The sequence below is a fragment of the Agromyces laixinhei genome (assembly GCF_006337065.1).
In the GTDB taxonomy this organism is placed as follows: Bacteria; Actinomycetota; Actinomycetes; order Actinomycetales; family Microbacteriaceae; genus Agromyces; species Agromyces laixinhei.
The window spans coordinates 901,468-925,904 of the sequence record NZ_CP040872.1 but is presented as its reverse complement, the minus strand read 5'-3'; the positions used below and the strand labels follow the sequence as shown (position 1 = coordinate 925,904).

At 67.9% G+C, this 24,437-nt stretch carries 12 protein-coding genes and 1 pseudogene; 4 read left to right on the top strand and 9 right to left on the bottom strand.

Annotated elements, in window-relative coordinates; translation table 11 throughout:
- Positions 1-162 precede the first annotated feature (162 nt).
- Together FHG54_RS04330 and FHG54_RS04325 are read right to left on the bottom strand one after the other, a co-directional pair.
- The gene (locus FHG54_RS04330; protein ID WP_139416181.1) at positions 163-1,329 is read right to left on the bottom strand and encodes a hypothetical protein; all 1,167 of its coding nucleotides are present in this window, start codon (positions 1,327-1,329) and stop codon (positions 163-165) included.
- 186 nt (positions 1,330-1,515) lie between these two features.
- The gene (locus FHG54_RS04325) at positions 1,516-1,896 is read right to left on the bottom strand and encodes a hypothetical protein (protein ID WP_139416180.1); all 381 of its coding nucleotides are present in this window, start codon (positions 1,894-1,896) and stop codon (positions 1,516-1,518) included.
- 247 nt (positions 1,897-2,143) lie between these two features.
- On the opposite strand from FHG54_RS04325, the gene qcrB reads away from it, so the two are divergent.
- Positions 2,144-3,856: a cytochrome bc1 complex cytochrome b subunit gene (qcrB, locus tag FHG54_RS04320; protein WP_139416179.1), complete on the top strand. Its 1,713-nt coding sequence runs from the start codon at positions 2,144-2,146 to the stop codon at positions 3,854-3,856.
- A gap of 12 nt (positions 3,857-3,868) precedes the next feature.
- Here the strand turns inward: qcrB and FHG54_RS04315 are convergent, their stop codons facing one another.
- Positions 3,869-4,519 carry an NADPH-dependent F420 reductase gene (locus FHG54_RS04315; protein ID WP_233437872.1) on the bottom strand — a complete coding sequence of 217 codons (651 nt, stop codon included), beginning with the start codon at positions 4,517-4,519 and terminating at the stop codon, positions 3,869-3,871.
- Between the two features lie 361 nt (positions 4,520-4,880).
- On the opposite strand from FHG54_RS04315, the gene FHG54_RS04310 reads away from it, so the two are divergent.
- Positions 4,881-6,050 carry an NINE protein gene (locus FHG54_RS04310; protein ID WP_233437871.1) on the top strand — a complete coding sequence of 390 codons (1,170 nt, stop codon included), beginning with the start codon at positions 4,881-4,883 and terminating at the stop codon, positions 6,048-6,050.
- A gap of 189 nt (positions 6,051-6,239) precedes the next feature.
- On the opposite strand, the gene FHG54_RS16290 is transcribed toward FHG54_RS04310, so the two are convergent.
- The 5 genes from FHG54_RS16290 to FHG54_RS04290 form a co-directional block, all read right to left on the bottom strand.
- Entirely contained in the window at positions 6,240-6,401 is a 162-nt protein-coding gene (locus FHG54_RS16290; protein WP_168197099.1) for a DUF6994 family protein, read from the bottom strand.
- 163 nt (positions 6,402-6,564) lie between these two features.
- A complete protein-coding gene (locus FHG54_RS04305; RefSeq protein ID WP_139416177.1) occupies positions 6,565-7,536 on the bottom strand; it encodes a DarT ssDNA thymidine ADP-ribosyltransferase family protein in 972 nt (323 codons plus the stop codon).
- Positions 7,537-7,556: 20 nt separating this feature from the next.
- Positions 7,557-9,794, bottom strand: a complete 2,238-nt coding sequence (locus tag FHG54_RS04300) for a 3'-5' exonuclease (RefSeq protein WP_139416176.1) — start codon at positions 9,792-9,794, stop codon at positions 7,557-7,559.
- Between the two features lie 28 nt (positions 9,795-9,822).
- Positions 9,823-16,134, bottom strand: a complete 6,312-nt coding sequence (locus FHG54_RS04295) for a DEAD/DEAH box helicase (RefSeq protein WP_139416175.1) — start codon at positions 16,132-16,134, stop codon at positions 9,823-9,825.
- Positions 16,131-20,432, bottom strand: coding sequence for a DNA methyltransferase (locus tag FHG54_RS04290; RefSeq protein WP_233437870.1), 4,302 nt, complete (start codon positions 20,430-20,432; stop codon positions 16,131-16,133). Before FHG54_RS04290 ends, FHG54_RS04295 begins: the two co-directional genes overlap by 4 nt.
- Before the next feature lie 21 nt (positions 20,433-20,453).
- Here FHG54_RS04290 and FHG54_RS16680 point away from each other — a divergent pair, with 21 nt between their 5' ends.
- Positions 20,454-20,615: a hypothetical protein gene (locus tag FHG54_RS16680; RefSeq protein WP_233437869.1), complete on the top strand. Its 162-nt coding sequence runs from the start codon at positions 20,454-20,456 to the stop codon at positions 20,613-20,615.
- 215 nt (positions 20,616-20,830) lie between these two features.
- On the opposite strand, the gene FHG54_RS04285 is transcribed toward FHG54_RS16680, so the two are convergent.
- Positions 20,831-23,764 carry a helicase-related protein gene (locus FHG54_RS04285; RefSeq protein ID WP_233437868.1) on the bottom strand — a complete coding sequence of 978 codons (2,934 nt, stop codon included), beginning with the start codon at positions 23,762-23,764 and terminating at the stop codon, positions 20,831-20,833.
- Positions 23,765-24,072: 308 nt separating this feature from the next.
- Here FHG54_RS04285 and FHG54_RS17105 point away from each other — a divergent pair.
- A pseudogene (locus FHG54_RS17105) lies at positions 24,073-24,405 on the top strand (hypothetical protein); the annotation flags it as partial.
- Positions 24,406-24,437: the final 32 nt, after the last annotated feature.

The window sequence follows — 24,437 nt, the reverse complement described above, 5'->3', positions numbered from 1 at the left end:
CGAGGTCGACTTACCGTCACGACGCACGCGCCCGCACTGCTCGATGCGATCGACGCTGCGCTGGGCGCGCGCGCGATCGAGCGACAGCGAACAGGTCGAGAGACCGGCACCGCGGAGCTGAGCGAGCGGATGCCGCGGCGCCACGATCCCCGGCGGCGTGAACTACTGTTCGTCGAACAGCAGCCCATTCTGCGTCACCTGGTCTCGGCTATCTGACCTCGGAGTCCCTTGACGAATGGCTCCCCGAATACGACGGCCCCCATCAACGCGACGCTGACGACGCTCGCCTCGCAGCACATCAAGTCGATCGTCGAGCCTGCTCACTCGAGCTCGGAGACTCGCTGCTACGGAGACGTCGAGTGCGTGCGCTGCCGACCAACGATTCAGACCGATGAAAGTGGTGGACGGCAGCCAGAACGCGAGCACAACAACAATGGCCCATCCGATGAGCAGCGCCGCCGCGATCTGGCTCACGGGGTCGGGATCCAGCGCGAACGGAACGCAGATCGCGAGGATTCCGAGAACACCCATGACCCTGGCCACTATCGAGACGTTGCGCCTGAAAATCGACGTGACGCCGCGGGTACCTGCCCATGAGAGCCAACCGGCAGCAAGCACCGCGCCGATCAGTACGCTCGCGAGCGTCATCGCGCTCGCAATGAGCGTGGCGGAGTACCCCTCACCCTGGCCCACGCGCACGACCACCCAGATCATCACGATCGGCGGCACGCAAATCCACGCGGCGAGCGCGCAGCGCGCTCCGAAGTCGGCCCAGCGGCCGCGCTCAGGTTCGCCGATTTGAGCAAGGCGTGCGCTCGCCTCAGCGATCTGGGTCTCGACTACCGCGATCTGCGTGGTGAGCGGCGGCACGAAGAGTCTGCCCACCCAAGCCGCGAGCACGATGGTCGCTCCACCGATCACGATCGACGCGGCCGTTGCAGGCGCAGCTGCCATTCCCCTCCAGCCGCCGACGAGGAGGAGCCCAATCCAGATTCCGGTTGCGATCGCCGCGATGGCAGCGAGCAGTGCGAAGATCCGATGCTCGCCGTCGGGACGAGACGAGACCGATCGATCAGCTCGAAGCGCAGAGCCCGCGTGCAGCGCGATGACGAGGCCGAGCATGGCCGTGACGAAGGTCATCGATTCCTGTGATGCGGCACGGCCGAATTCGGCGAGGGACTCGATTGCCCGGCCCACGGCCGGGGTCTCGGCAGAACCAGCTGTGTCGCGCAGTTCGTAGACGATCGTGAGCGCTTGGATGCAGACCAGCAGACCAGCCACGGAGAGGAACGCAATCACCGCAAAGGTGAACCACGGGGTTGCGGGCATGCCGTGTTCGCCAGGTCGCGAGCCACGATCCCGAGTGAGAGGTTTTCTTGATTGGGGCGTCATCTGAAGGCTCCTGCTGCTGTGGCTCCGGTCGAGCCGAAGATCACGACGCTACCGCCGACCACCGACCACCGACCACCGACCACCGACCACCGACCACAGCCGGAGAATCAACGAGGCGAAACGTCAACTCTCGACTCGCGCGCGCGACCGCCGGTCGAGCAGCGCGCTGCGCCGGGCGTCGAGCGCCGCGACGCGCGCACGGATCGTGACGAGCACCGCAGCGACCTGGCGCCGAAGGTGCGCCTCGAGCCGGCCGTCATCCTCGAGCGAGCGCGCGCGGATCGCGAGGTCTCGACACTTCGTGGCCGTGTCGCGACGCCAGTCCTGGTAGCGCTCGTCGCTGCGACTCGCGAGCCGCTCGAACCGATCGTCGATGATGGCGAGGCGCAGTTCGAGATCGTTGATGTCTGCGACGAACCGCGCCCGCTCGATGCGGCGTTCCGATGCATCTGCGATGCCGAGGTGCCTCGCAGCGATCGCGGAGAGGTGAGAGTCCGAACTCATGGTCGTGCCCCTAGCTGACTCCGGCCGGGGCCGAAGATTCCGACGCTAGAGCGGGCCACCGACATCCGAGTCGCGGCACTTCGGCACTTCGGCACTTCGGCACTCCGGCACTTCGGCACTCCGGCACCGGCGTTTCGTGACGAACTCTCTCGACGTCGTGACATCCGCTGGCTTTCATGGCCGACGGATGTCACAACTCGACCTGCTTCTCAGTCGTATGTAGTGAGGACGATTGGAGAAGCCGCACATGCGAAGCACCGTGGAAGAACCTCGTGGCGAGTTCGTGGCGGGCCCGGGCCACCGGCCCGACGGCCGGAGCCCGGCGCGCACCTCGGTCACCGACCGACTCGCCGGGCGGGCGGCGAACACCACGATCTTCGGCCGCCGCATCGGCGACGTCACCGCCGAGCTTCGGCGGCGCAGGGTGCCGAGCCACTGGACGAACCTGTTCGGCGTGGTGACGCTCGCCTGCATCGTGGTGATCACCGTCACCGGCGTGCTGCTGATGTTCTGGTACACCCCGTCGAGCGAACTGACGACGTACTCCGGCGGGTACGCTCCGCTGCACGGTGCCGAGGTCTCGAAGGCGTTCGCGTCGACCATGCACATCTCGTTCGAGGTGCCGGGCGGCCTGCTCATCAGGCAGGCGCACCACTGGGCCGGGCTGCTGCTGCCGGCGTCGATCATCATGCAGCTGCTGACGACGTTCTTCACCGGGGCGTTCCGGCGGCCGCGCCGGGCCATGTGGGTGCTGCTCTTCCTCATCTTCGTCGTCGCGCTCGCCGGCGGCTGGAGCGGCTACGCGCTGCCCGACGACATGCTGTCGGGCACCGGCCTGCGCATCACCGAGGGCATCGCACGCGGCATCCCACTCGTCGGCACCTGGCTCAGCTTCCTGCTCTTCGGCGGCGAGTTTCCGGGGCAGATCATCGAGTACCTGTATCCGCTGCACGTGGCGGTCGTGCCTGCGCTGCTCATCGCGCTCGTCGCCACGCGCGCGCTCGCGGCGTGGCACCACCGGCCGCCGCAGTTCCCCGGCATCGGGCGCACCGAGCAGCACATCGTCGGCGTGCCGATGCTGCCGAACGCGGCGGCTCGCGCCGGCGGGCTCATGTTCATCGTCACCGGGCTCATTCTGCTGATCTCGGCGCTCGTCACCGTGAACCCGATCCAGCTCTACGGCCCGGCGTCGCCCACCGACGCGGGCGCCGGCAGCCAACCCGACTGGTACACGGGCTTTCTCGACGGGGCGCTGCGACTCGTGCCCGTCGGCTGGGAGTTCGTGTGGCTCGACCGCACGTGGACGCTCGCCCTGCTCGTGCCCCTCGCCGTGGTGACCGCGTACATGCTGCTCATCGTCGTCTACCCGTTCGTCGAGGAGTGGATCACGGGCGACCACCGCGACCACCACCTGCTCGACCGCCCGCGCAACGCCCCGACCCGCACCGCGATCGGCGTCGCCGCCATCGTCTTCTACGGCACCCTCTGGATCGCGGCGAGCGCCGACCTCATCTCGACGCACTTCTCGGTGACTTTCGAGGGCGTGATCACGGTGCTGCAGGCGACGCTCGTGCTCGGCCCCGCGACCGCGTTCTTCATCGCGAAGCGCGTGTGCCTGGCCCTGCAGCGCAAAGACCACGAGCTGCTCGTGCACGGCTTCGAGACCGGGCGCATCGTGCGAATGCCCGGCGGCGAGTACGTCGAGATGCACAAGCCGGTGAGCGAGCACGAGCGGCGGCGCATCGGGTCGGTCGACGTTCCCCGGCCGCTCGAGCTACGGCCCGACGAGCGCGGGAGGCTGACCGTCGCGCGGCGGGTGCAGGTGCTGTTGTCGCGGTTCTTCTTCGAGGATCGGATCGAGGTCAGGGCCTCAGAACGCGCCATCGACGCGCGCGACGACTCGGTGACGCCGTCGGATGCCCCGATCGCCGAGGATCTCGCGACCGCCCACCGGCACTGAACCGGCCGGTGTCTACGCGGCGGCGACCTGCCGCTCGGCCTTCGCGAGGTTCGCGACGAGCTCGTCGCGGGTCTGCGGCACGACGTAGGCCGGCTGGTCGCGCTCGATGCGCCAGCTCTCGGAGAGCGGGCCCACGTTGACCGTGTCGAAGCCGATCTGGTCATAGAGGTCGGCGACGAACTGCGCGGCATCGTCGAAGTCGCTCGCCGTCGCCAGCGCCCGACGCTCGGACGACCCTGCAGGCGCGCCGTCGGTCGTGATCTCTCCCGACCGGATGTGGTTGAAGCCCTTGGCCACCCGACTCGTGGGCAGGTGCTTCTGCAGCATGCCCGAGACGGTGTCGCGGCCCTCGTCGAGCGCGGGCACCCGGCCGTCGCGCTCCCAGTAGTAGTTGTTCGTGTCGATCACGATCTTGCCGGCGAGCGGTTCGACGGGGATCGACGCGTAGGCCTTGAAGGGCACCGTCACGACGGCGACATCCGCCGCGGTCGCGGCATCCGTCGCCGTTGCAGCGCGCGCGTTCGGACCGAGCTCCGCGACGAGGTCTGCGAGCGTCTCGGGCCCGCGCGAGTTGGCGATGACCACGTCGTAGCCCGCCCCGATCGCCGCGCGCGCGACCTGGCTGCCGATGTGTCCTGCTCCGATGATTCCAATGGTCGTCATGGTGAAGCGAACCATGTGCGGGCGTTCGTTGTTCCCGGCTGCCGGCTTGACCGGCACGAAGATCACGGCATCGGCGCGTACAGCGGCATCGGGTTCAAGGCCACGCGCGCGTTCGCCGCTGGTAGCGGCGGGACCGATGGGCCTCAGGAATCTGCGTTGCGGCTTCGTGCCCCGTTGTGGGGGTTCCGCGAATCGATCACCAGATCAGGCGGCGAATCTCGCCGCGCTCAGCCCGCCGATCCGGCGTTCCGGGCCAGCGTTTGTCGCACCGGATCTGTAACGTCAGTCGGCTGTCGACCCGACGGCGATGCGCACTGACTTCGACGCATCCGACACCACAGCGAAACGGACCATCATGAACATGCCTACCGACTTGCCCGCCGAAAGCGGCTTGCCCGTCGACACCGACGGAACTGCACCCACGGGCGTTCCCGCGGGCTGGTACGACAGCGTGGGCGGCCTGCGCTACTGGGATGGCGAGGCATGGACCGAGCACGCAACGCCCGCCGCAACAGCGTCCGACGCATACGCAGCACCAGCCACCGGCGACACCCCTCCCAAGTCGTTCATCGCGACCTGGCTCTTCGCACTGTTCCTCGGTTTTTTCGGCGTCGACCGGTTCTACCTCGGCAAAGTCGGCACCGGCATCGCGAAGCTGCTCACGCTCGGCGGTCTCGGCATCTGGGTGCTGGTCGACCTCATTCTCGTGCTCGGCGGAGCGCAGCGCGACCTGCAGGGTCGCCCGCTTGACGGTTACGCGAAACACCGCACGACGGCGTGGATCGTCACGGGCGTCGTCCTCGTACTGTCGCTCGTCATCAACGGCATGAGTGCCGCGGCACTCGCAGGCACGGCTGCGTCGGCGGGCGCCGCCGCGGCCACGACGACGGCAGATGAGAAGAGCCAGACCGAAGAGGATGCCGCATCCGCTCCGAGACCGGAGAAGCCCGCGGCACCCGCGATCCAGGACCCCGCCATCGTGGAGTCCGCGTTCGGCAAAGACGTCGAATCCGACACCTGGTGGTACGCCGTCGTGATCGAAAATCCCAACGCCGACCACGTGTTCCCGTCGGCAGGAATCACCGTCGAGGCAGTCGACGCTGCTGGCGTGATCCTCGATTCCGCGAGCAACTACACAACGGTTCTGCAGGGTCGCACCGTCATCGTCGGCGACTTCTACTCGGTCGGTGCCGGCACCATCGCAAAGCTCGATGTGCGCGGCCCGACATCGCTCGCAGCCACGTCTTCTCCTGCGGCTGAAACCGGCTCGTTCAGCGTCTCGGGCATTGCGACCGCGGAAGAGTACGGCTGGCTCAGTGTCACCGGCCAGGTATCGTCGGCCTTCAGCGAAGACCAGGAGCTCGTCGAGGTCGCGGTGATCGCCCGTGACAGCGCTGGAACGATCGTCGGCAGCGGCTTCGCCTTCATCGATCGCCTCCCTGCCGGCGGCACCGCCCAGTTCGAGTCCTCCTTCTGGGACCTCGAGACCCTGCCCGCTGGCCTCACGTTCGAGGCGTACGCAATGCTGTGACGTTGTGCGGTCGGCCGGGCTCGAGAGTCCGGCCGACGACGCCGAATGCGAACCGGCCCGCGTTGATGGCGAACGGATGCGCTGACCGAAGGCGTCAATCGGAACGACCGTGTTGCCGGGGTACACCATCATTCCTCCGATGGTGTACCCGGCCGCCTTGAACGTGAGCACGCCCGCGGTTGGTATCTGCTAAATGATCTGGGCGGTCGTCACCCAGTCGGAGTACGTGTGCACGACCGAGTCGCTCGCGAGGAAGAATTCTCCGACATCGGAGTGATGGTAGAGGTAGGGCCCTCGCCTCGTATCGACGAGATCGAGCATCCGCCCGTCGGGTAGCGGTTTGCTCCACAACAGCTTGTGCTATGCCCGCAGCGTGGGGCTGTGCTGATCGGGATCCTTGCCACCCGCATCGTCGCGGAAGTCGAACGTCGTGTCGATTCTCACCGCGTCGTTCAAGAGTCAGCACTCTTGCCGACGAAAAGCCCCCGCGGGGTGCGATCAACTCGGAGCCGGGTCACAATCGGAACCAGTGCGAACGAAGGCGCACATCAGGCGGGTCGGCGATCGACGTGCTCTCCAGCAGGTGGGCGACCGCACGCTTCAAGGCGACGGACGGCACGAGCACACGATCGATCAGCCGGAACGGCACTCCCTGCTCTACCAGGAACTCCGCGCTCTGTGCGATCGGATGATCCGCAAACCTGTCTCCCGTTGCACCACGTGCGAAATCGATCAGTTGGATCAGATCCGATTTCGAATGGCGGATGCCGGTACGCGGATCTCCGGCGTCACGAGACGACACGGCCCACCGGAGCTCGAACGCCCGAGCCACATCAGGATCGCGATGGATGACGCGGCGAAACGACGTCTCGAGAGCGATCATCGTCTCGACGGGCGGCCGTTCCTCCGGCGCAACGAGACGAACGTCGTCACGACCACGAACGAGCGCTTCCATGAATGCGGGTCGGTGGGTGAGGCTGAACGGGACGCAGTCGAGCGCCGTCACATCCGGCTCCCGCACGAGGGTTCCGGCACGCTGCCGAGCGCCGGCAACCGATCCGAAGCCCTTCACCGATGCGTCAAGCCGGCTTCGGCAGACCACCTCCCGGTCACCGATGATTCGGATGAGGTTGTCGAGCGTGGTGAAGTGGGTGAGCCGCAACTCACCGATGTGGCGCTCCGTCGGCTGCTTCCGCCGCCAACGCCGAGGATCATACGGGCGGCACTGCGGGCACGGTCGGGCACCCTCGCGTTCGGCTTTCGCGAACCCGATCTGCCGACGCCAGTTCGGATCCTTCGAGTACCGGCCACGACGTTCGCTCAGCGTTCGAGTCTCGCAGTCTGGGCGGTTGTGGAAGAACTGCTCCGTGTCGCTCAGCCAGACGCGGTTTGCCGCGAACTCGGCGCAGAACAGGCAGGCATCGATGTCGATGCCGTGACCACACGGCTGCGTCTCGGCGACGAGTGACCGGCTGACCTCAGACATCGGTGGCGGCGATCACCCGATCAGGACGCCCGAAGCAGCTCGGACGGGCGACCATTCCACAACACGACGAGTTCATCGCGCGCCCGACTTGAAGCGACGTAGAGCAGTGACCGTTCGCGCAGCTCCTGGTCGGCTCGGTCCTCGGGCGCGAGCCCCCGCGAAGCCCACGCCGACGGGAACGACCCGTCGGACATGTCGAAGAGCACGACGCGTGAGAACTCCATGCCCTTCGAGGTGTGCATGGTGAGCACGACGGGATCGGTGCCGGTCTGCTTGGCCGTCGTGAGGATGGTGCTGTGGATGTCGTGATGCGCCAGCGCGTCGTGCACGTCTTTCGAGGCGTTGTTCGACGCTGTGAGCACCGCGATCGTCTCTCCGCGCACTCCCTGGTCGAGCCATCCGCGGATGGTGTCGGCGAGCACCGAGTACTGCTCGCCTGCCGACGTGGTCGCGATTCGTCGAGGGTCGGGTCCGAGGCGCGCCGAGCGGTAGCCCGCGACATCCTCAGGGTCGCCCTGTGCATCGATGAACTCCGCACCTTCGAGCAGACCGAGTGCGTAGCGCAGGTTCTGCGCCGTGGTGCGGTAGTTCAGGCTGAGCCTGCGGCTGCGCCCGACGATCGGGATACCCAACCGTGAGAGCACGATCCGGCGGCCGTAGATGCGCTGATGGATGTCGTCGGCGATGAACATGTCGTCGTCGCCGACGGCGGTGAATGCGCGAAGGAACTGCCAGTGCGACGCGGTGAGGTCTTGCGCCTCGTCGATGAGCAGGTGGTCGGCGAAGCTGCGCGGCTCGCCGCCGTCGAGGCCCGCGAGCCACCCGGCGGCGATGGCGGCGAGTTCGGCGTAGGTGACCGTGCCGTTGATCCGCGCGTTGCGCCGGAAGTGCTCGACGACCTTCCAGACCTGTGCGCGCTTCGCGCGGTCGAGGGCGATGCCGCGTCCCGGCCTCCGCGCGGCGAAGTACTCGTCTTTCGTGGTCACCCGGTTCGGGAGAACGACCTCCAGGTACTCGCCCGAGAGGAACGACTTCGAGCGGAGCGCCCCAGCGAGGTCCGCCCCGGAGTCGTCGACCGCGGCATCCCACCCGCTGTCGTTCGAAACGGGCCGTGCGGACGAATCGACCTGACCGCCGATGACCCGCGTCGCAGCCTGGCCGAATCCGGCACCGGCGCGCTCGCGGATGGCCGCGACGAGTGCGTCGACCCCCCGCACGAGCACTCCCGATTCGCCGAGGCCGCCTGCGAACGAAACGTCGGGATCGAGACGCTCGAGGTCGCGTCGCAGGTTGTCGGCCAGCGCCCGCGTGTACGTGGTGAGCACGACTCGCGATGCCGGGTCCTTCGCGCTGAGGTTGCGGGCGCGGTGGATCAGGACCACGGTCTTGCCGGTGCCGGCCCCTCCGGTGAGCCGGAACGGTCCGTGGTACTTCGCCGTGGCGTACTTGCGCTGGTCGGGGTGGAGGAAGACCCGCCAGGCGCCGAAGTCGGCGCCTTCGATGACGCGCTGCAGTTCTTCGTCGTTGTCGATGAACGTGAACTGCATCTGCGCGGCCGGGTGCTTGAGTGCGTCGACGAGTCGAGCATCTTCGTGGCGGACATCGACCTCGACGGGCGCAACGGGCTCAGTCGATTCCGCGATGCCGAGCGACTCCTTGATCTGCGAGATGGCGGAGCCCACCGCCATCTCGAGCAGCACCGACGCCTGCCAGTCGTTCTCGAGCGACGCGGCAAAGGTGAGCAGCGCGTCTTCGTCGGGCGCGGCGAAGGCGCGCTCCGCGATTTCACTGGTGAAACCGAACTCGTCGACGAGATCGCTTCGGAAGTACGACCGCTCGGTGAGGAACGAGCGTGACGCGGCGGCCTGCACGTCAGAACTCCCGGCCGTCGGCTGACCCTCAGCAGGCACCTCATCCGCGGGCGTCGTCGACTCGATGAACTCCGGGATCCCGTTGACCGGGTTGATCTGCAGCTTGCGCGTGCGGGCACGCTCGATCGCCTCGTCGTGCTCCCAGGTTCCTGCGTACACATAGGTGCGCTCCTGCCCGATGGGGTCAAGCTGGTAGAGCACCGCACGCAAGTGGATGTCGACCCGCCCGGTGCGCGCCCGCTCGTCGACCGGGTGGTTCATCCGCTCGATGTTGAGGCCGGGAATGGTGTCGTCCTCGGTGAGCTTGCGCAGGAACGCCATGATCTTCAGATCGACGGCCTTCTCGTGCTTCTGACCTTTCATCTTGGTCATGATCAGGTTGGGCATCGGCGTCCTCTCGCGTCGGCAGGGATGGTCAGTTCAGGCCGAGGGCGGCGGCCACGGATGTCGCGTCAGGCTCGACGAGCGTCCAGCCGGCGTCCTCGAGCTCGGCTCGGTCGCCGGCGGCAGGGTGCAGCAGCACGACGATCTTCGGTTCGATCCAGGCGAATGACGCGGGGATGCCGTCGCCGAGCTCGAGGCCCATCTCAGGCACGGGCATGCCTTCGACCGCGTGCATGGCGTCGATGAGCACCCGCTCTTCGGGCGTGGCGAGGTCGACGAGGCCCTGCCATTCGATGGTGAGGTCGGCAGACATCGTCACGTCGGCGGGTCCGGGCGCGCCGCCGGAGGTCTTCGGCATGAGGTCGCTGAGGGCCGCGATCGTGACCGACGACACCTCCGCCCGCGCACCGAGCAGGTTCGAGAGTCGCAACCAGAACCGCCAGTCGTCGGCGAAGCTCGCGCCGCCGACGGCCGCGGTTCGGTCGTCGAGGGCGACGGATGCCTCGGTCTTGCCGTGCCCGAGATGACGGGCCGTGAGCACGGCGCGATCGTGCCTCAACTGCCACGTGGTCGGGTCGGAGCCGACCGGCTGCCCGTCGACGAGGGCCTCGACACTCAGTTCATCGAGCGTGCGTTCGCCCGAGTCGATGAGCACGCTGGTCGGCAGGCGCACGAGCATCGGCAGCGCTTCGGCCACCGACTCCCATCGCTTCGCGGCCTTCTCGGGGTCTTGCATCCAACCCATGAGCCAGGTCATCGGGTTCGCGGTGACGTGGTCGAGCGAAGCGAGCGAGAGCCCGTACTGACCCGAGAAGACCGTCGCCGTGCCGGCGTCGAACCACGGCGTCGCGGGCTCCACCTTCTCGTCGCGGGCGCGCACGAGGTCGTCCCAGGTGAACGCCAGCACCAGGTAACCCTGCTCCCTGAGCAGCTCCCGTTTCTGCGCGTCGTCGGCGATCCGGTTGTGGGCGACGGAGGCGTGGAACGCACGCCCGTCGGTGTAGATCGCGATCGGTTTGGCCCCACCGCCGAACTGTTCGAGCACGAAGTCGGGCTGCGTGTGGCCGAGCATGAGCTGCGGTTGCAGCATCCAGATGCGACGGCTGCCGGGGAAAGTGACCTGGATCTTGTTGCCGTGGTCGCCGGGGATCTCTTTGACACCGGCGCCGAGTTTCTTCGCCCGGGCCATGAAGACCTCACGGAAGAGCGATTCGATGACCGGCTCGCCGACGGCGACGCCGGGGTCTTCACGGGTGACCTCCCACGCGGTCGGTTCACCGTCGACGACGCCGAGCAGCACCGCGAGGCTGTGTTCGGCACTCGCCCGCGAGACGCGGTCGGCGCTGCCGCCGGGCGCGTACGGCAGCAGGCAACGATGGCATGACGCCCTGCCTTCGGTGCGGCAGGGGCAGTCGCGCACGGTCTGCCACGCGATCTCGAGGAGCTCCCGGATGCGGTCGGTGTTCGCGAGCTCTGCGAGGTAGCCGGTGCCGCCGGGCACGGCGTCGTGCACGAGCAGCGCGGGCACGTTCTCGGAGCCGTCGGAGAGCGTGGGCTGCACGGTCTCGATGATGCGCAGGTGGTCGGGGTCGCCGCCGATGACTTCACGCAGGCCCCGCAGGATCGCCGCGGCGAGGCTCGGCACGGCGAGAGTGTCGCCGATGGTGATGCGCGGCGGCAGACGCAGCATGATGCCCTGGGTGGTCAGCGTGCGGCTGAGCGCGATCGGAATCGCCTGCTCGTCGCGGGCGTCGCGGTTCGGGCACCACGGCTTGTGCTCACGCCGCGAGTTCGCGTTCGCTTCGGCATCGAGCTTGCCGCAGACCCGGCAGACGCGGAACAGTGGCGCCGTGCGCTCGTCTCCGGCGATGAGCCGGTTCTCGCCGGCGGGCCCGACGCGCCCGAGGTTGAGCCAGCGCACGGTCAGGTCGCGCAGGTACGTGACGCCGAAGCCGTCGCCCTCGACGTACCAGGCGTCGGTGATGCCGGCCGGGTCGACGTCGGCCGCGACCTGCATGACGAACCGCTCGCGTTGGCGTTCGTCGCGGCGGTCGCCGATGGATGCCTCGTCGCGGCGCACTTCGGCCGACACTTGCTCGAGCTCGACGACGCGCAGTTGCTGCGCGGTGTCGGCGATGCCGCTTGCCCCGCAGCGCGGGCATGAGCCGTGGGTGTGCTCCACAGTGCCGTGGTCGTATCCGAAGCCGCACGCGGGGCAAAACGACCAGGTGCGCACGGCCTCGCCGCCGCTGCCGAGGTCGACGGCGTTGACGGTGATCTCGATGCCCTGAGCGTAGAACACCGCCCCGGGCGCGAGCTCGCTGATCGCGATGCCCGCGCCCCGCTCGTAGCTGATGGCGCGATCGCGGTATTCGAGACTGTCGGGGTCGATCCAGCTGAGCGCCACGTCGAGCCGCACCGAGTCGTCGATGAGCGAGTAGTTCGGCAGCAGCCCGAAGCGCTCGAGTGCGGCGACCCAGTGCTCCGACCGCAGTTCGGCAAGCTGCTTGGTCGCCATCGCGTACGAGGCCCGCGCGGTGCGGTATTCGCGGCGCTCCTCGTCGCCGGCGGTCGGATGCTCCGCCGCGCGCTTGAGGTCGTCGAGGGCGTCAGCGACGGCATTCTTGCGGAACCGCACCTCGTCGACCTGCGCGCTCCATCGCTGCACGGCATCACGCGCAGCCGCGGCGAAGGCGCTCGACCCGGGTTCCTCGCCCGGTGTCGCCCAGCGACGGAGCGCGTCGCGAGCCTCGTCGCTCACACTGCCGCCGTCGAAGGCGCCGAGGAAGGCGCCGAGGCGCTCGACGTGGTGCGCCTCGGCATCGGCGACGAGGTCGCCGAGGAAGGAGCCGGGCTCCGTCGAAGAGAGCACATCCCGCGCGTTCCGCGGGGCGTCCGTGAGGTCGGCGGCTCGCCGGTCGACGAGGGAGGCGACGTATTGCCGCCGCAGGATCTCTTCGGCGTTGAGGTAGGTGGCGGGCGCCCGCACGGCCCCGTTGATGACCGAGAGCGGTTCGCCGAGTTTGGGCAGTTGTTCGCCGCGGCCGGTCACGAACGCGAGCGACAGGGCGTTGCCGGTGAGGCGCCCCGCGCGGCCGACGCGCTGCAAGTACGACGCGACGGTGCGAGGGAGCCCGGCGAGCATGACGGTCGACAGGTCGCCGATGTCGATGCCCATCTCGAGCGTCGGTGTGGCGACGAGCACGTTGGGGCTGTCGGGGTCGGTGCCCGACGACTTGAACCCGTCTTCGTAGGCGAGGCGGGTCTCGTCGTCGAGCAGGCTGGTGTGCTCGCGGGCGACGACGCGGCGCATGTCGCCGTCGTCGTAGAGGGCACGGTAGTAGTTCTGCCCGCCGCGGCTGCGTCGCAGCGAGCCGGGGCAGCGGGCCGACACGCAGGGGCCGTCGGCGAGTTGGTCGACCACGGCGATCGTGCCGGGCACCGGGTTCTGGCAGACGTCGCAGACGAGCAGGTGGCGACCCGCTTCGAAGTCGGCGAGGTCGACCGGATGCACCGTGACGGATGCCGGCGCGAGCCGGTAGACCGTCGCGGCGCCGGCCCCGATGCCGACCGACGAGACGACGCCGTCGGCGTCGAGCTGCGCGAACAGCGAACGCGTGAGGTGGGCGCCGACGGCCGGGGTCACGTCGAGCACGTCACGCGCCCAGGAGGCGTACCAGCTCTGGCTCGAACTCGCCTGGTCGAGGTGGCTCTTCTGCCCGGGGCCGCCCGCAGCCGACGGCGAGCCGATGCGCGCGAACCCGGGGGCGTCGCGGCCGTCGGGGAACGCGGGCATGCCGACGCCGCGGGGGCGACCGCCCCACAGGTACCAGCGCTTGCCGTCGTTCTCGACGTACTTGCGGAACCAGTCGTGGTCGATGGCGCCGCGGTCGCGCAGTCGTTCGAGCACGCCGCGCACCCAGCGCACGACGACGTCGGCCGGCACCTCGGCGGGGGTGCCTTCGTCGAGCGTGGTGGTCTTCGAGAAGCCGGTGAGCACCGAGCGGCCGATGGCCTCGAGCTTCGCCGGGGTGCCGGCGCTCACCTCGGCGGCAAGGCTGCCGGTGAGCTCGAGCGTGCGACCGACCCGCGACTGCAGGCCGAACTCCATGACGAGGTCGAACAGCAACCGCTGTCGCACCCGTTCTTCGACGGCGGGGTCGACGTCGCGCGCCGAATCGGCCTCCCAGAAGCCGCGGAAGTTGTCGTGGTCGACGATCTCGGGCGCGAGCAAACGATAGCGGGCGTCTCGGTCGTCGCCGGCATCCTGCAGCAGCAGCTCGACGAGCTTCGAAAGGTTCGCGGGGCGCGTGCCGACGGCGCGGCGCACCGCGTTGCGCAGACTGAACACGTGCGAGCGACTCTGCACGAACCCGGCCCGGTGCGCCGCGTCTTGCACGCTGTCGGTGAAGACGAGCGCCTTCTTCTCGGCAGCGTCGAGCGCGGGCTCGCCGAAGAGCGTCGTGACCGCGACCGAGAGCATGGTGGCCACGGCGCTGCCGATGAAACGGATACCGTCGGCACGCCCGCACGACGGGCAGTCGTCGTCTTTCGATCGGTCTTCGACGTCGTTGCCGGAGAGCACGAGCACCGGCAGCACGACGGCATCGTCGTCGGGTGCCGCGTCGAGGATGATGCGGTCGCGCACGTGGAACCAGCGGAGCCCATCGACGGGTTCGTCGAGGGCACGACGGGCCTCGTTCGGCGCGTGCACGAGGGCACGGAATCCGCGCTCGCGGTGCAGGTGGTTGCCGCGGATGTCGACGTCGTCGTGGTCGAGGTAGGTGCCGACGGGGGCGAGCTGCACGCCCCATCCGCTTCGGCCGCAGTGGCGGCAATAGATCGCCGGGTACGCCGGCGCGCCGTCGAGGTCGGATGCATCGGAGCCGAGCAGCTGCCCGTCGTCGCTCCATCGGAACCGGGCGACGGGGTCGGCGACCCGGTCGATGCGCGTCAGTGCACGGAGCCAGAGATGGAGGTCGATCGAGAGTGCGCCGCGTCCCTGCCGGGTGCGGATGTGGCTGAGTGCGGCGAGCACCGTGACGAGGAATGCGCGGCGTCGCTCGGCCCGCGTCTCGAAGGTCTCGTCGACGGCGAGGCCGGCTGGCAGGATGCGGTCGGCGAGGTCGTCGAGGCGGATCGCGTCGTTCGCGGTTTCGGCGAGCGCGCGGACGAGCGGGTGCGCTGCGGCGAGGGCGGCGACGAGATCATCGTCGAGCGAATCTGATGCGACGCCGTCGTAGAGCGCGGCGCTGACGCGGCGGGTGAGTTCGTCGACGTCGAGCTCGCGCGGGTCGGCCACGGCGCCCACGACCGAATCGACCAGCGCGTTGTCGACCGGTTCAGCGGCGAACCCGCCCGCGACGGCTCGAGCGGCCGCGTCGCGCGACCACACATCGTACGACATCCGGGTCTCGGTGACGACGGAGGTCTCGTCGAAGTGGACCCCGAAGACGGTGCGGGCGAAGTCGATCATGGCGCTCGGGTCGCCCCGGTCGCCGAGCGTCGCGGAGGTCGCGACGGGCGTCACCTGCACCGCCTCGCCGGCGTACCGTTCGAGTGTGAGTCGCAGGCGCCGCAACAGCATGGCGACGTCGGTGCCCTGCGCGCCGTCATAGGTGTGGAACTCGTCGAGCACGAGGTACTGCAGGCTGCCGGCGCTATGTTGCCATATCGTCTGGTCTTCGCCACGCAGCAGCAGCTGGTCAAGCATCTTGTAATTCGTGAGCAGAATGTCGGGCGCTTCGCCGCGGATCGCCGCCCGGCTCGTGATGAGGCCGTCAGGCGTGACGTGGGAGCGCTCGGCGTCGGCTTGCCCGGTGTAGATCGCCGCACGGATGCCGCGGAGCTCCTCGCGCATGGTGACGAGGTCGGTGAGGCGTCGCGCCTGGTCGTTGGCGAGTGCGTTCATCGGGTAGAGAATCAGCGCCTTGACGCCGCCCTGACCGTTCCGCTTCGCGCGCAGCACGTGATCGAGGATCGGGTAGAGGAACGCCTCGGTCTTGCCCGACCCGGTGCCGGTGGTGACGAGCGTGGGCAGCGGGTACGGCTTCGCTTCGCTGAGGTTCGCGCTGCTCAGCCGTTCGAACGCCGCCGCCTGGTGGCCGTACGGCGTCTGGCCGCTGTCCCACTCGAGCGCCGCCGGCCGGTCGGCATCCGCCGGCCGGAACGGGAGCCGAACTCTTACGTACGGCCCACGGAAGATGCCGTCGTCGGGCTGGTCGAGGAATGACGTGAGCGCATCGCGAGCCTCGACGTCGGCGAGGGCGAACGTCGTCGTGAGGTAGCCGAGCAGGCTGCGTCGGATCTGCTCCGCCTCGACGCTCGGCAGCAGATCGCTCACGACCGCTCCTTCAGGATCCGCTCGAAATGCGCATACGCCTGCCGCATGTCGGCCTCTCGGTCGAGCGTCACGAACGGAAGCTCGTACGTGTATTCGATTCCAGAGCCCGGATGCTCAGCCGTACGCTCCGATTCCGTAATGCTTTCGCCCTTCTTGCGCCACACCGTCAGGACAGAGTTCGGGACGAGGCGCCCGCAGGCATCGAAGTGCTCTCGCCGGTCATAGCCTGCTTGAACAGCAAAGCCAGACCGCAAGATCCCGACAAGCATGTCTGCCGTGAGGCCGAGTGCCATCGCAACAATCACGTCGATTTCGAGAAGCGCCTGACGGCGGTCCGCATCTCGCCGAAGAAAGAGACCTCTATCCCATTCATGGCCAACGTCGCCCAATTTCGGTCGCCCAACATACCCGACGCCACCCGTCCATCGCTCATCCACGAAACTGTCGCGGTGGCTGACACGCCAGAGTTTGGAGTAGGCATCCGTCGCTAAGTTCAATCGCAGTGCGCGCAGGGCCATTGCATCCACCAGATGGTGCTCGGTGGAGATCGGAAGACGCTGAATTGCGTTGGCGCGAATCGTCGATTTAGGAGCCGCGCGGATGAGGAAGTCCGCCACCAATGAACTCATGAAACCCAGCGCACTCGGCAACGACTCTTCATCGACGATCATCGAGTGAATTCCATCAACATGGGCGCACCCAGGCGGAATGATGCTCGGCATTAGCGTCCGCCTGCCGACATTGTCAGCCATTGCCCGCCAGGCAATCCGGTAATGATCGAGTGCTGAGGTCCCATCCGCGACGTGGTCGTAGCGTGCACGATACTCGGACTTTTCAAGGATCGGCATGAAGGACGAGGTGGGGACGGCCGACCGCTCAAGCGCCTCGACGTCATAGTTCGTCGTGTCTTGATTGTGGCGAAGTGTCGAATTGGGTTTCTTGTAAAAGGGCCGAGCAACGTGGAGGAAACTGCCCTGAAGGATCACATCGCTCCACGCATGCGGGATCCCCCAAGCAACATCAAAGGTACCGCCAGGGCCGTTGTCAGATCCTTCCACCCATCCAGCCGAAAACTCTGGCATCAATTCACGCAAGCGGCGGGTTTGCTGCAGTTGCTCAAAGAGACGTGTGGCCGCACGACCGCCGGCGAAAAGCATCTTTGTCTGACGAATTGGGGCGCTCTCGCCGAGAACATCACGCCATGCAGCGAGGGTCGAGTCGGTAACTGTGGCGATCCGTGATCGATGGGGTGCAGTCTCCCACCGCCCTTCGAGAGTCCGTGGCCCCGGCTCGGGACCACTTCCGTCGTGGATGAATGACCGCTGAACTGTCTCTGGGTGATAGAGATTTGTCGCTGAGAGAAAACCAACCCAATCCCGCGCCACAGCATAGATGTGGACGCCATACCGCTTATTGTCCTTGATCTCAAACAGGAGCAGCGCATTCACGAACTGCCAGTGCCGACGAAGTCGAGTGTAAGTCGCTTCGCGCAATGGCCCGGCCTTTTCGTCGGTGAAGTGCGTCTCTGGGTGGATAAGTCCAATGGCACCACGGTTGCTGCCGTGCGACCACGCCCGCTCCATGAAACAGCGGTAGAGGTCGGGCTGCAGACCAGCGAGATGGGTGTAGTTCTGAGTGGCTCCGACGAACGCGGCGGTGGCCGCGACATCCGCCGTGCCGTCGACCAGCAGGTCTCGGATGCCGTCGAGCTCGAGCGTCTGGGCGCGCTTCGCCGCGATCTGCGCCTGCGTCGGCTTCACCGCCAGCTGCCACCAGGGATCACCCTCAGCGAGCAGCGCGTTGACGTCGGAGCGAGGCCGCACCCAGGGCGGGTTCCCCACCTGCAGGTCGAAGCCGCCGCGCTCGAAGACGGTCGCGAAGTCGAGCTCCCAGTGGAAGAAGCCCTGCTGGGCGGCGATGCGTTCTGCCGCTCTGAGCCAGGGCGTGGTCTCGACGAGCTCGACCACCGGCTGCGCACCTGCGAACGAGAGGTCGAGTTCTTCGGCGTCGCCGAGCGCGTGCCAGCCCGTCGGCAGGCCGAGGGTCTCGGCGCCTGCGGTCTTGCCCGTCTTCTTGCCCTCGAAATGGGTGCCGAGCAAGGCGGTCATGCCGTCGATCCACTCGTCGAGCGACGGGGGCTGGGCACCGTCGGTGAGCGTGTCGGTGAGGGGCCAGAACCAGAGGGCGTTCCAGGCGTCCATGACGCGGCGGAGTCGTTGGAAGGCGCCGTCGGGGTCGTTGAGTTTGGCCTCGATTTCGGGGCGGGTGACGGGGGTGGTCTCGATACGCTCGCTGGCGCTCGCTACTCGACCGACGGAAGGTGCAGCGTCTTGGCCCCAGAGGGGGATGGCGCGGCGGGCCTCGCGTTCGGCGATGGTGAGGCGGCGCAGGGCGAATTGCCAGAGCGTTTCGACTCGGTAGGCGAGGTTCACGAGCTTCTTCGTCTGCGCCGTCGTCGGCTTGAGCAGGATCTGCTTGCGCCAAGCCTTCAGTTTGGCCAGCGCTTCGGGAGCGAGTTCCCTCGCTTCTTTGGCGTCGACCGCGGCGCCCCATCCGTCGGCCGGCAGCAGGAAGTGGTGGATCGCGCCCGCCGTGCCCTCGGCGAGCCGCCCGACGCGCAGGTTCTCGGCGAGGTCGGTCACCGGCACGTCGCGCGGCACATCCTTGAGCCAGGACTTCTTGGCGAGTTGCTCGGTCGAACACACCGCACGGCGCGCCCCCATGAGCGAGTTGCCGCGCTTGAGGTGCAGCCCGAACCACGGCGCGGCCAGGCCCTCGACCATGGTGTCGAGCCACAGCGAGATCTCGGCCAACTCGACCGCGGTCGCGTTGAGGTCGACGCCGTAGACCTGGTGCAGCGCGATCGACGCCTTGACCCGCTGCAGCTCGCGCGGGCGGTCTTCGGGGTCGACCTTCTCGCCGAGCTCCTGCTCCTTGCGGGTGAGGTATTCCTCGGCGAGCTGGCGCACCGCCTCGATCGCGAATGCGCCCGAGCCAAGCGCCGGCTCGCAGACCGTGAGCTCGAGGATCTCGTCTGCGGTGGTCGTGCGACCGTCTTGGTCGAGCAGTTCTTCGAGTGCCTGACTCACCACGAACCGGGTGAGCACCTCGGGCGTGTAATACGAGGCCGACTGCTGGCGCTCGCGGCCGGCGAGGCGGAAGACGAAGCTGCCACGCTCGTGCAGCACCGCCTTCTTCTCGCCGGTGATCGGGTCTTCCGCCGGCACGAAATCTTTCGGCGAGATGCCCGACGACCGGTCGACGGGCACGACCCACGAGCCCTTCGAGGGATCCCCGTCTTTGGCGACCTCGAAGAGGTCGGTCGTCGCGAAGAAGCCGGTATACGACATCAGGCCCTCGTACACGGCGCCGAGCTGGTTGATGCCGAGGTCGGAGTAGCTGATGAACCCCCGGTCGCGTCCGCGCTGCTCCTTGCTCAGCAGCAGGTGGGCGAGCACCCGCTGCATCGCCTCGTCGCCGAGCCCGACCTCGTCGATGTGCGCGGTCGCCGCGGGCACGAAGAGGTCGGCCTTGAGGCTGTTGAACGTGAGACCCTCGAGTACATCGGATGCCTCGGCCGTCGCGGCCTGCGCCGGCCGATGCCCTTGGTCGACGAGTCGGAACAGCACGCCGAGTGAATCGTGGAAGTGCGTGCGGTCGGCGGCGTCGGCCGACAGTTCGACGAGCACGAGTTCGCGCAGGCGGTCGAGGCTGTAGCCCTCTTCGTATTCGCTCGCGCCGATCGGCAGCACCTCGAGCTCGGGTGATGCCTCGGCGTACAGCAGGAACAGGATGCGGTAGAGGTAGCGGAGCGCCTGTTTGGCGAGCGGTTGCGCCTCCTCGGCGGGCAGCGGCTCAAGCCCCTTGGCGGCACGACGTCGCACGACCTCGTTGGCGATGATCTCGATCGACGACCGCACGCCCTCGCGAAGGTCTTTCGAGACGCCGACGGTATGCTTCACCGAGTCGTCGAACACCGACTCCCACCACACCGTGCCCTCGGCATCCGGCAGCAGCGATTCGGCAGTGAGGCAGGCGATCGCCCGATCGAGCTCGCCGGCCTTCTTCTGCTCGTCGCGCTCGACGACGAGCTGCAGGTTGATCGCGAGCCAGCGTCCCTCGGGCCACCGCTCGCGGTCGGTCAGCAGCAGCCACCGCCCCGCGACGACGAGCGCGAACGCCGGGCCATCGTCGGCGGCGAACAGGCGGGAGAGTGCGCGGGGTGCCGACTCGATCGCGACGGATTCGTCGTCGGCCGGCACGAACGGTTCGGCGAGCGTCGCGGCATCCTTCTGCAACAGGTCTTCGACGTCGGCGACGTGCTTCGCATCGACGACGACGAGCTTCGCCGGCTCGTCGAGCCCGCGCTGCCGCACGAAGGAAACTGGGCCGCGTCGGTCGAGCTCGTACAGCCCGTCGTCGAAGCCGAGCCCGCGGGTGAGGGCGGTGCTGATGCGGGCCGCGGCGTCGGCGGCCGATGACTCGCCGTCGTCTTCGAGGTCGGCGAACGCACGCACGAGCTCGGGACGAACCGCAAGGAACGTGGCGCGCACAGACTCCTGGCCCGATTCGGCGACGGCGTCCCATTCCTTGCGGCGCGCGGCGACGCGCGCCTGAAAGGACTGCTTCGTCGCATACGTGTTGAAGTAGTGCTCGCTGATCCAGCCTTCGCCGACGATGAAGGCGTCCGACGCCATCAGTTCTCCCCTGCTTCGTTCGGCACGACCAGCAACAGCGGGCGCACCAATCGCCGACTCGGCTTCATCGACTCGGCGATCGTCTGCTCTTCTTCGACCGTGAGGCGGCGCTGCCTGAGGTCGCCGCGCTGCACGAGCGCGTCGGCCTCGTGTTCCCACCGCTGCGCCCGCTGCGACCACCGGTCGACGTTCGACTCGACGTCGCCCGCCGCTGCCTGTGCCAGTTCGGCCATCAACGCGTCGGCGTGGCGGACCGCGGGGCGGATCAGCCGCTGCAGCTCCTCGATGTCGCCGACCGCGCCCGGATTCGTCAACGTGCCGAGCAGGCCCAGCTCATCGAGGGCGTCGCGAGCGCTCGCGTGCGGCTCGACCAGCACGAACTCCGGGTCGCCCGCGTCGGGAACGGCGGCCGTCAGGAACGACGACGCAACCACATGCCCGCGGCGGTTCGTCAACGTGCCGATGAGCAGCACCGTCGGAAACGCGACGTCACCGCGCACCGTGAACACCTCGTTGCGGCCGAGCTTCGCGAGCGCGCGGTCGCTCACCCATTCGAGCACCGGATGCAGCGGGCCGAGGTAGTGCGCCTCGGGCCAGAGCGACCTGCTCGACCGGTCGTCGATCGCCTGCTGCAGCACGCTCTTCGCGAGCGTCTCGGTGACCGCGAGCTTGAAGTGCTCGGTCACTCCCTGATCGCGCAGGTAGCTCTGGGGCAGTACGCCGAGTCGCTGCGCAAGATCGCGCGGCGGGGTGAACTCGACCAGCCCGTGGCCCGGGTGGCGCCGCCAGTCGACGCCGCCGCCCTGCGGCCCCGGTGCCGCCGCCGGGGTGGTGAAGACCTCTTCGAGCGCCGCGCCGAGGTACGCCTCGTCGTCGGCGAAGAGGCCGGATGCACCCGCCGCAGCGCTGCCGGCCGTGCCGGCGGCATCCTGCTCGGCCGTTTCACCCGATTCGGAAGCCGCCACGCCGAGCAGCAACTCGAGCCACGGGTCATCCGCATCGGCTGACAGCCCGTCGATGCCTGGCACGATCTCGTCGACGTCGACGCCCTTCGCGAGCGCCCGCGCGATCGCATCTTCTTCGGCCGCCACGTCGTACTTGCCCATCAGCGAGGCGACGTCGCCGAGCGCCTCGTGCGCCTCTTGCTCGCGTTCCATGAGGCGGGTGAGCACCTTGACGTCGCCCGCGAAGCGTTCGTTGCGCGGGGTCAGCAGGATCGTCGTGATCTGCGGGCGGTGCCGCTGGCCGTACCGGTCGACACGGCCGTTACGCTGCTCGATGCGGATCAGGCTCCACGGGATGTCGAAGTGGATCAGCTCGTGGCACTGCGAGTGCAGGTTCACGCCCTCACTCGCCACGTCGCCCGTCACGAGCACGCGGATCGGCGACGACGACTGCTTGAACGACTCGACGATGCGCTGCTGCTCTTGATCGTTGAGCTGGCCGTGCAGCACCTCGATCTGGTCGGCGCGGAGCTTCAGGTCTTTCTGCAGCTTCGCCCGCAACCACTTCAGGGTGGGGACGCGTTCGGAGAAGATCACGGCCCGTTCGGTGCCGTTCGCGGCGATGCCGATCTCGCGGAGATAGGCGACGAGCCGGTCGTACTTCGCCGAACCCGTCGCCTCGGCCTCAGCGGCGAGCGCGGCGAGGTGTTCGAGGGCCTCGTGCTCTTTCTCTTGGGCGCCGGTCGGTTCGGAGCCCAGCCGACGGATGCGCTCCGTCGTCGTCTCGCGCAGCGCCGCGGGCGACGAGAGGAACGCCTTCGCGAGTGTCCAGGGGAACAGGCCCTTGTTGTCGCCCGAGTACGGGCTCGAACCAGTGGCCGGGTAGAGCCAGACATCCGCGAGCTCGTCGGCGATGGCATCTTCGACGTCGTTCGCGGGCACCGCGAAATGCTGCAGATCCTTGCGCTCGGCCCAATCGCCGCCGACCTCCTCGGCCACCTCGGGGCTGTGGCGGTGCCGGCGGATCACCAGGCGGGCGAGCTCGTCGCGGTCGATGTCGCCGTCCGGCGACACAGCCGTCGGCTCGAGGAGTCGGATCAGCTCGGCGAACGAATCTTTCTTGCCGTTGTGCGGGGTCGCGCTCGCGAGGATCAGTGCCTCGGTATTGCGGGCGAGCAGCCGCGCGAGCGCGTTGTTCTGCGTCGCCCCCGTGATGTTGTGCGACTCGTCGATGACGACCGCATCCCACTTGTGCTTGCGCAGGTGCGCCCGGTACTTGTCTTGCTTCAACGTGTCGATCGAGATGATCGCGCGCTTGTAGAGGCTGAACGGGTTGCGCGTCGCGGGCAGCTTCTGTCGCACTCGCTGGATGCCGACCGAGTCGAGCCGAACGAACGGCAGTGCGAAGCGAGTCCACATCTCGTACTGCATCTGCTCGAGCACGTGCTTCGGCGTCACGATGAGGATACGCTCGCCGCGCCCCCGTCGCACCAACTCGGAGAGGATCATGCCGATCTCGATCGTCTTGCCGAGTCCGACCGCATCGGCGATCAGGATGCGCGGGCGCAGGTTCTGCGGATCGAGGGCCCGACGAACCGCGGCCTGCTGATAGCCGAGCGGGTCGGAGAGCATGCGAGTGCTGACGGTGAGGCCCGGTTCGTTGAGCGGGATCGGGGTCTTGCGCAGCGTCGCCTCGAGCCAAAGCTTCGCCTGACGGTAGCCGGGTGAGTCGTCGGCTTTGAGCCGCGCCGCGGCAGGGTCGAGCACCCGGATGTCGTCGACGTGCTCGTAGAACGACGCCGTCGTGTCGCGGACCAGCTCGGAGAGGCCCTGGGCACGGATGAGCAGCCCGTCTTGCGTCTGCGTCGCGGCGGTCACCATCCACTCGGCGTCGCGCACGACCACGACCGAGCCGGGGGCGACGTTGAGTTCGGGCGCTGCGGTGTGTTCGGGCGCTGCCGTCGCCGCCGATGCGTAGGGACTCGGCACCTATCGATTCCTCTCGGTACGCGGCGCCGGATCCGCGACTGGCCGCCCCCTCATGTTAGCTGGGGGCATCGTGCACCTTCGGTGCCGGGGAGGACGTGGCCCCCGAGTTGGGGGTGCTCCTTTCCGTCGAGGACTCCCTCAGCCTTCGCCTCGGGCTGAAAGGATGCCAGGACGGGCATCCGAGGGCGGATGTCGGTGCGTGTCTGTAACGTCACTCGGCTGACCGGTCAGAGTTCGCACGGTCGGCCCTCCCGCGCTCTTCGGAGCCGAATGGAAGCCCAGCGAGCCCTACATCGGAAGGCAGAACCATGGAATGGAACAGCGCGGGCGGCCGGCTGCGCGACTACGTCGAAGAGCGGCAGGCTATTGCTCTTCGCACGTACGAGGTCAATCTTGACCTCCTCGAAGAACATGTCAATCAAGAAGACAGCTTCCGTGCGGGCGGATACGGCGACCGTCAGATCAGCGAGCTGCTGCAGAACGCCGTGGATGCGCTCACCGCGTCGGGATCGGCCGGGGCGGTCGAGTTCCGACTTGCCGACGGGAATCTGTACTGCGCCAACGAAGGCGTATCGTTCGACGAAGGAGGCATCCGAGCGGTCTGCCACGCATTCCTGAGCCCCAAGCGCGACGAAGAGAGCATCGGGCGCTTCGGTCTCGGCTTCAAGTCTGT

Coding starts and splice junctions, on each gene's coding strand:
- FHG54_RS04300 (WP_139416176.1), bottom strand. CDS start 9,794: ATGCCCAACCTGATCATGACCAAGATGAAAGGTCAGAAGCACGAGAAG.
- qcrB (WP_139416179.1), top strand. CDS start 2,144: ATGCGAAGCACCGTGGAAGAACCTCGTGGCGAGTTCGTGGCGGGCCCG.
- FHG54_RS04315 (WP_233437872.1), bottom strand. CDS start 4,519: ATGACGACCATTGGAATCATCGGAGCAGGACACATCGGCAGCCAGGTC.
- FHG54_RS04305 (WP_139416177.1), bottom strand. CDS start 7,536: ATGTCTGAGGTCAGCCGGTCACTCGTCGCCGAGACGCAGCCGTGTGGT.
- FHG54_RS04310 (WP_233437871.1), top strand. CDS start 4,881: ATGCCTACCGACTTGCCCGCCGAAAGCGGCTTGCCCGTCGACACCGAC.
- FHG54_RS04325 (WP_139416180.1), bottom strand. CDS start 1,896: ATGAGTTCGGACTCTCACCTCTCCGCGATCGCTGCGAGGCACCTCGGC.
- FHG54_RS04330 (WP_139416181.1), bottom strand. CDS start 1,329: ATGCCCGCAACCCCGTGGTTCACCTTTGCGGTGATTGCGTTCCTCTCC.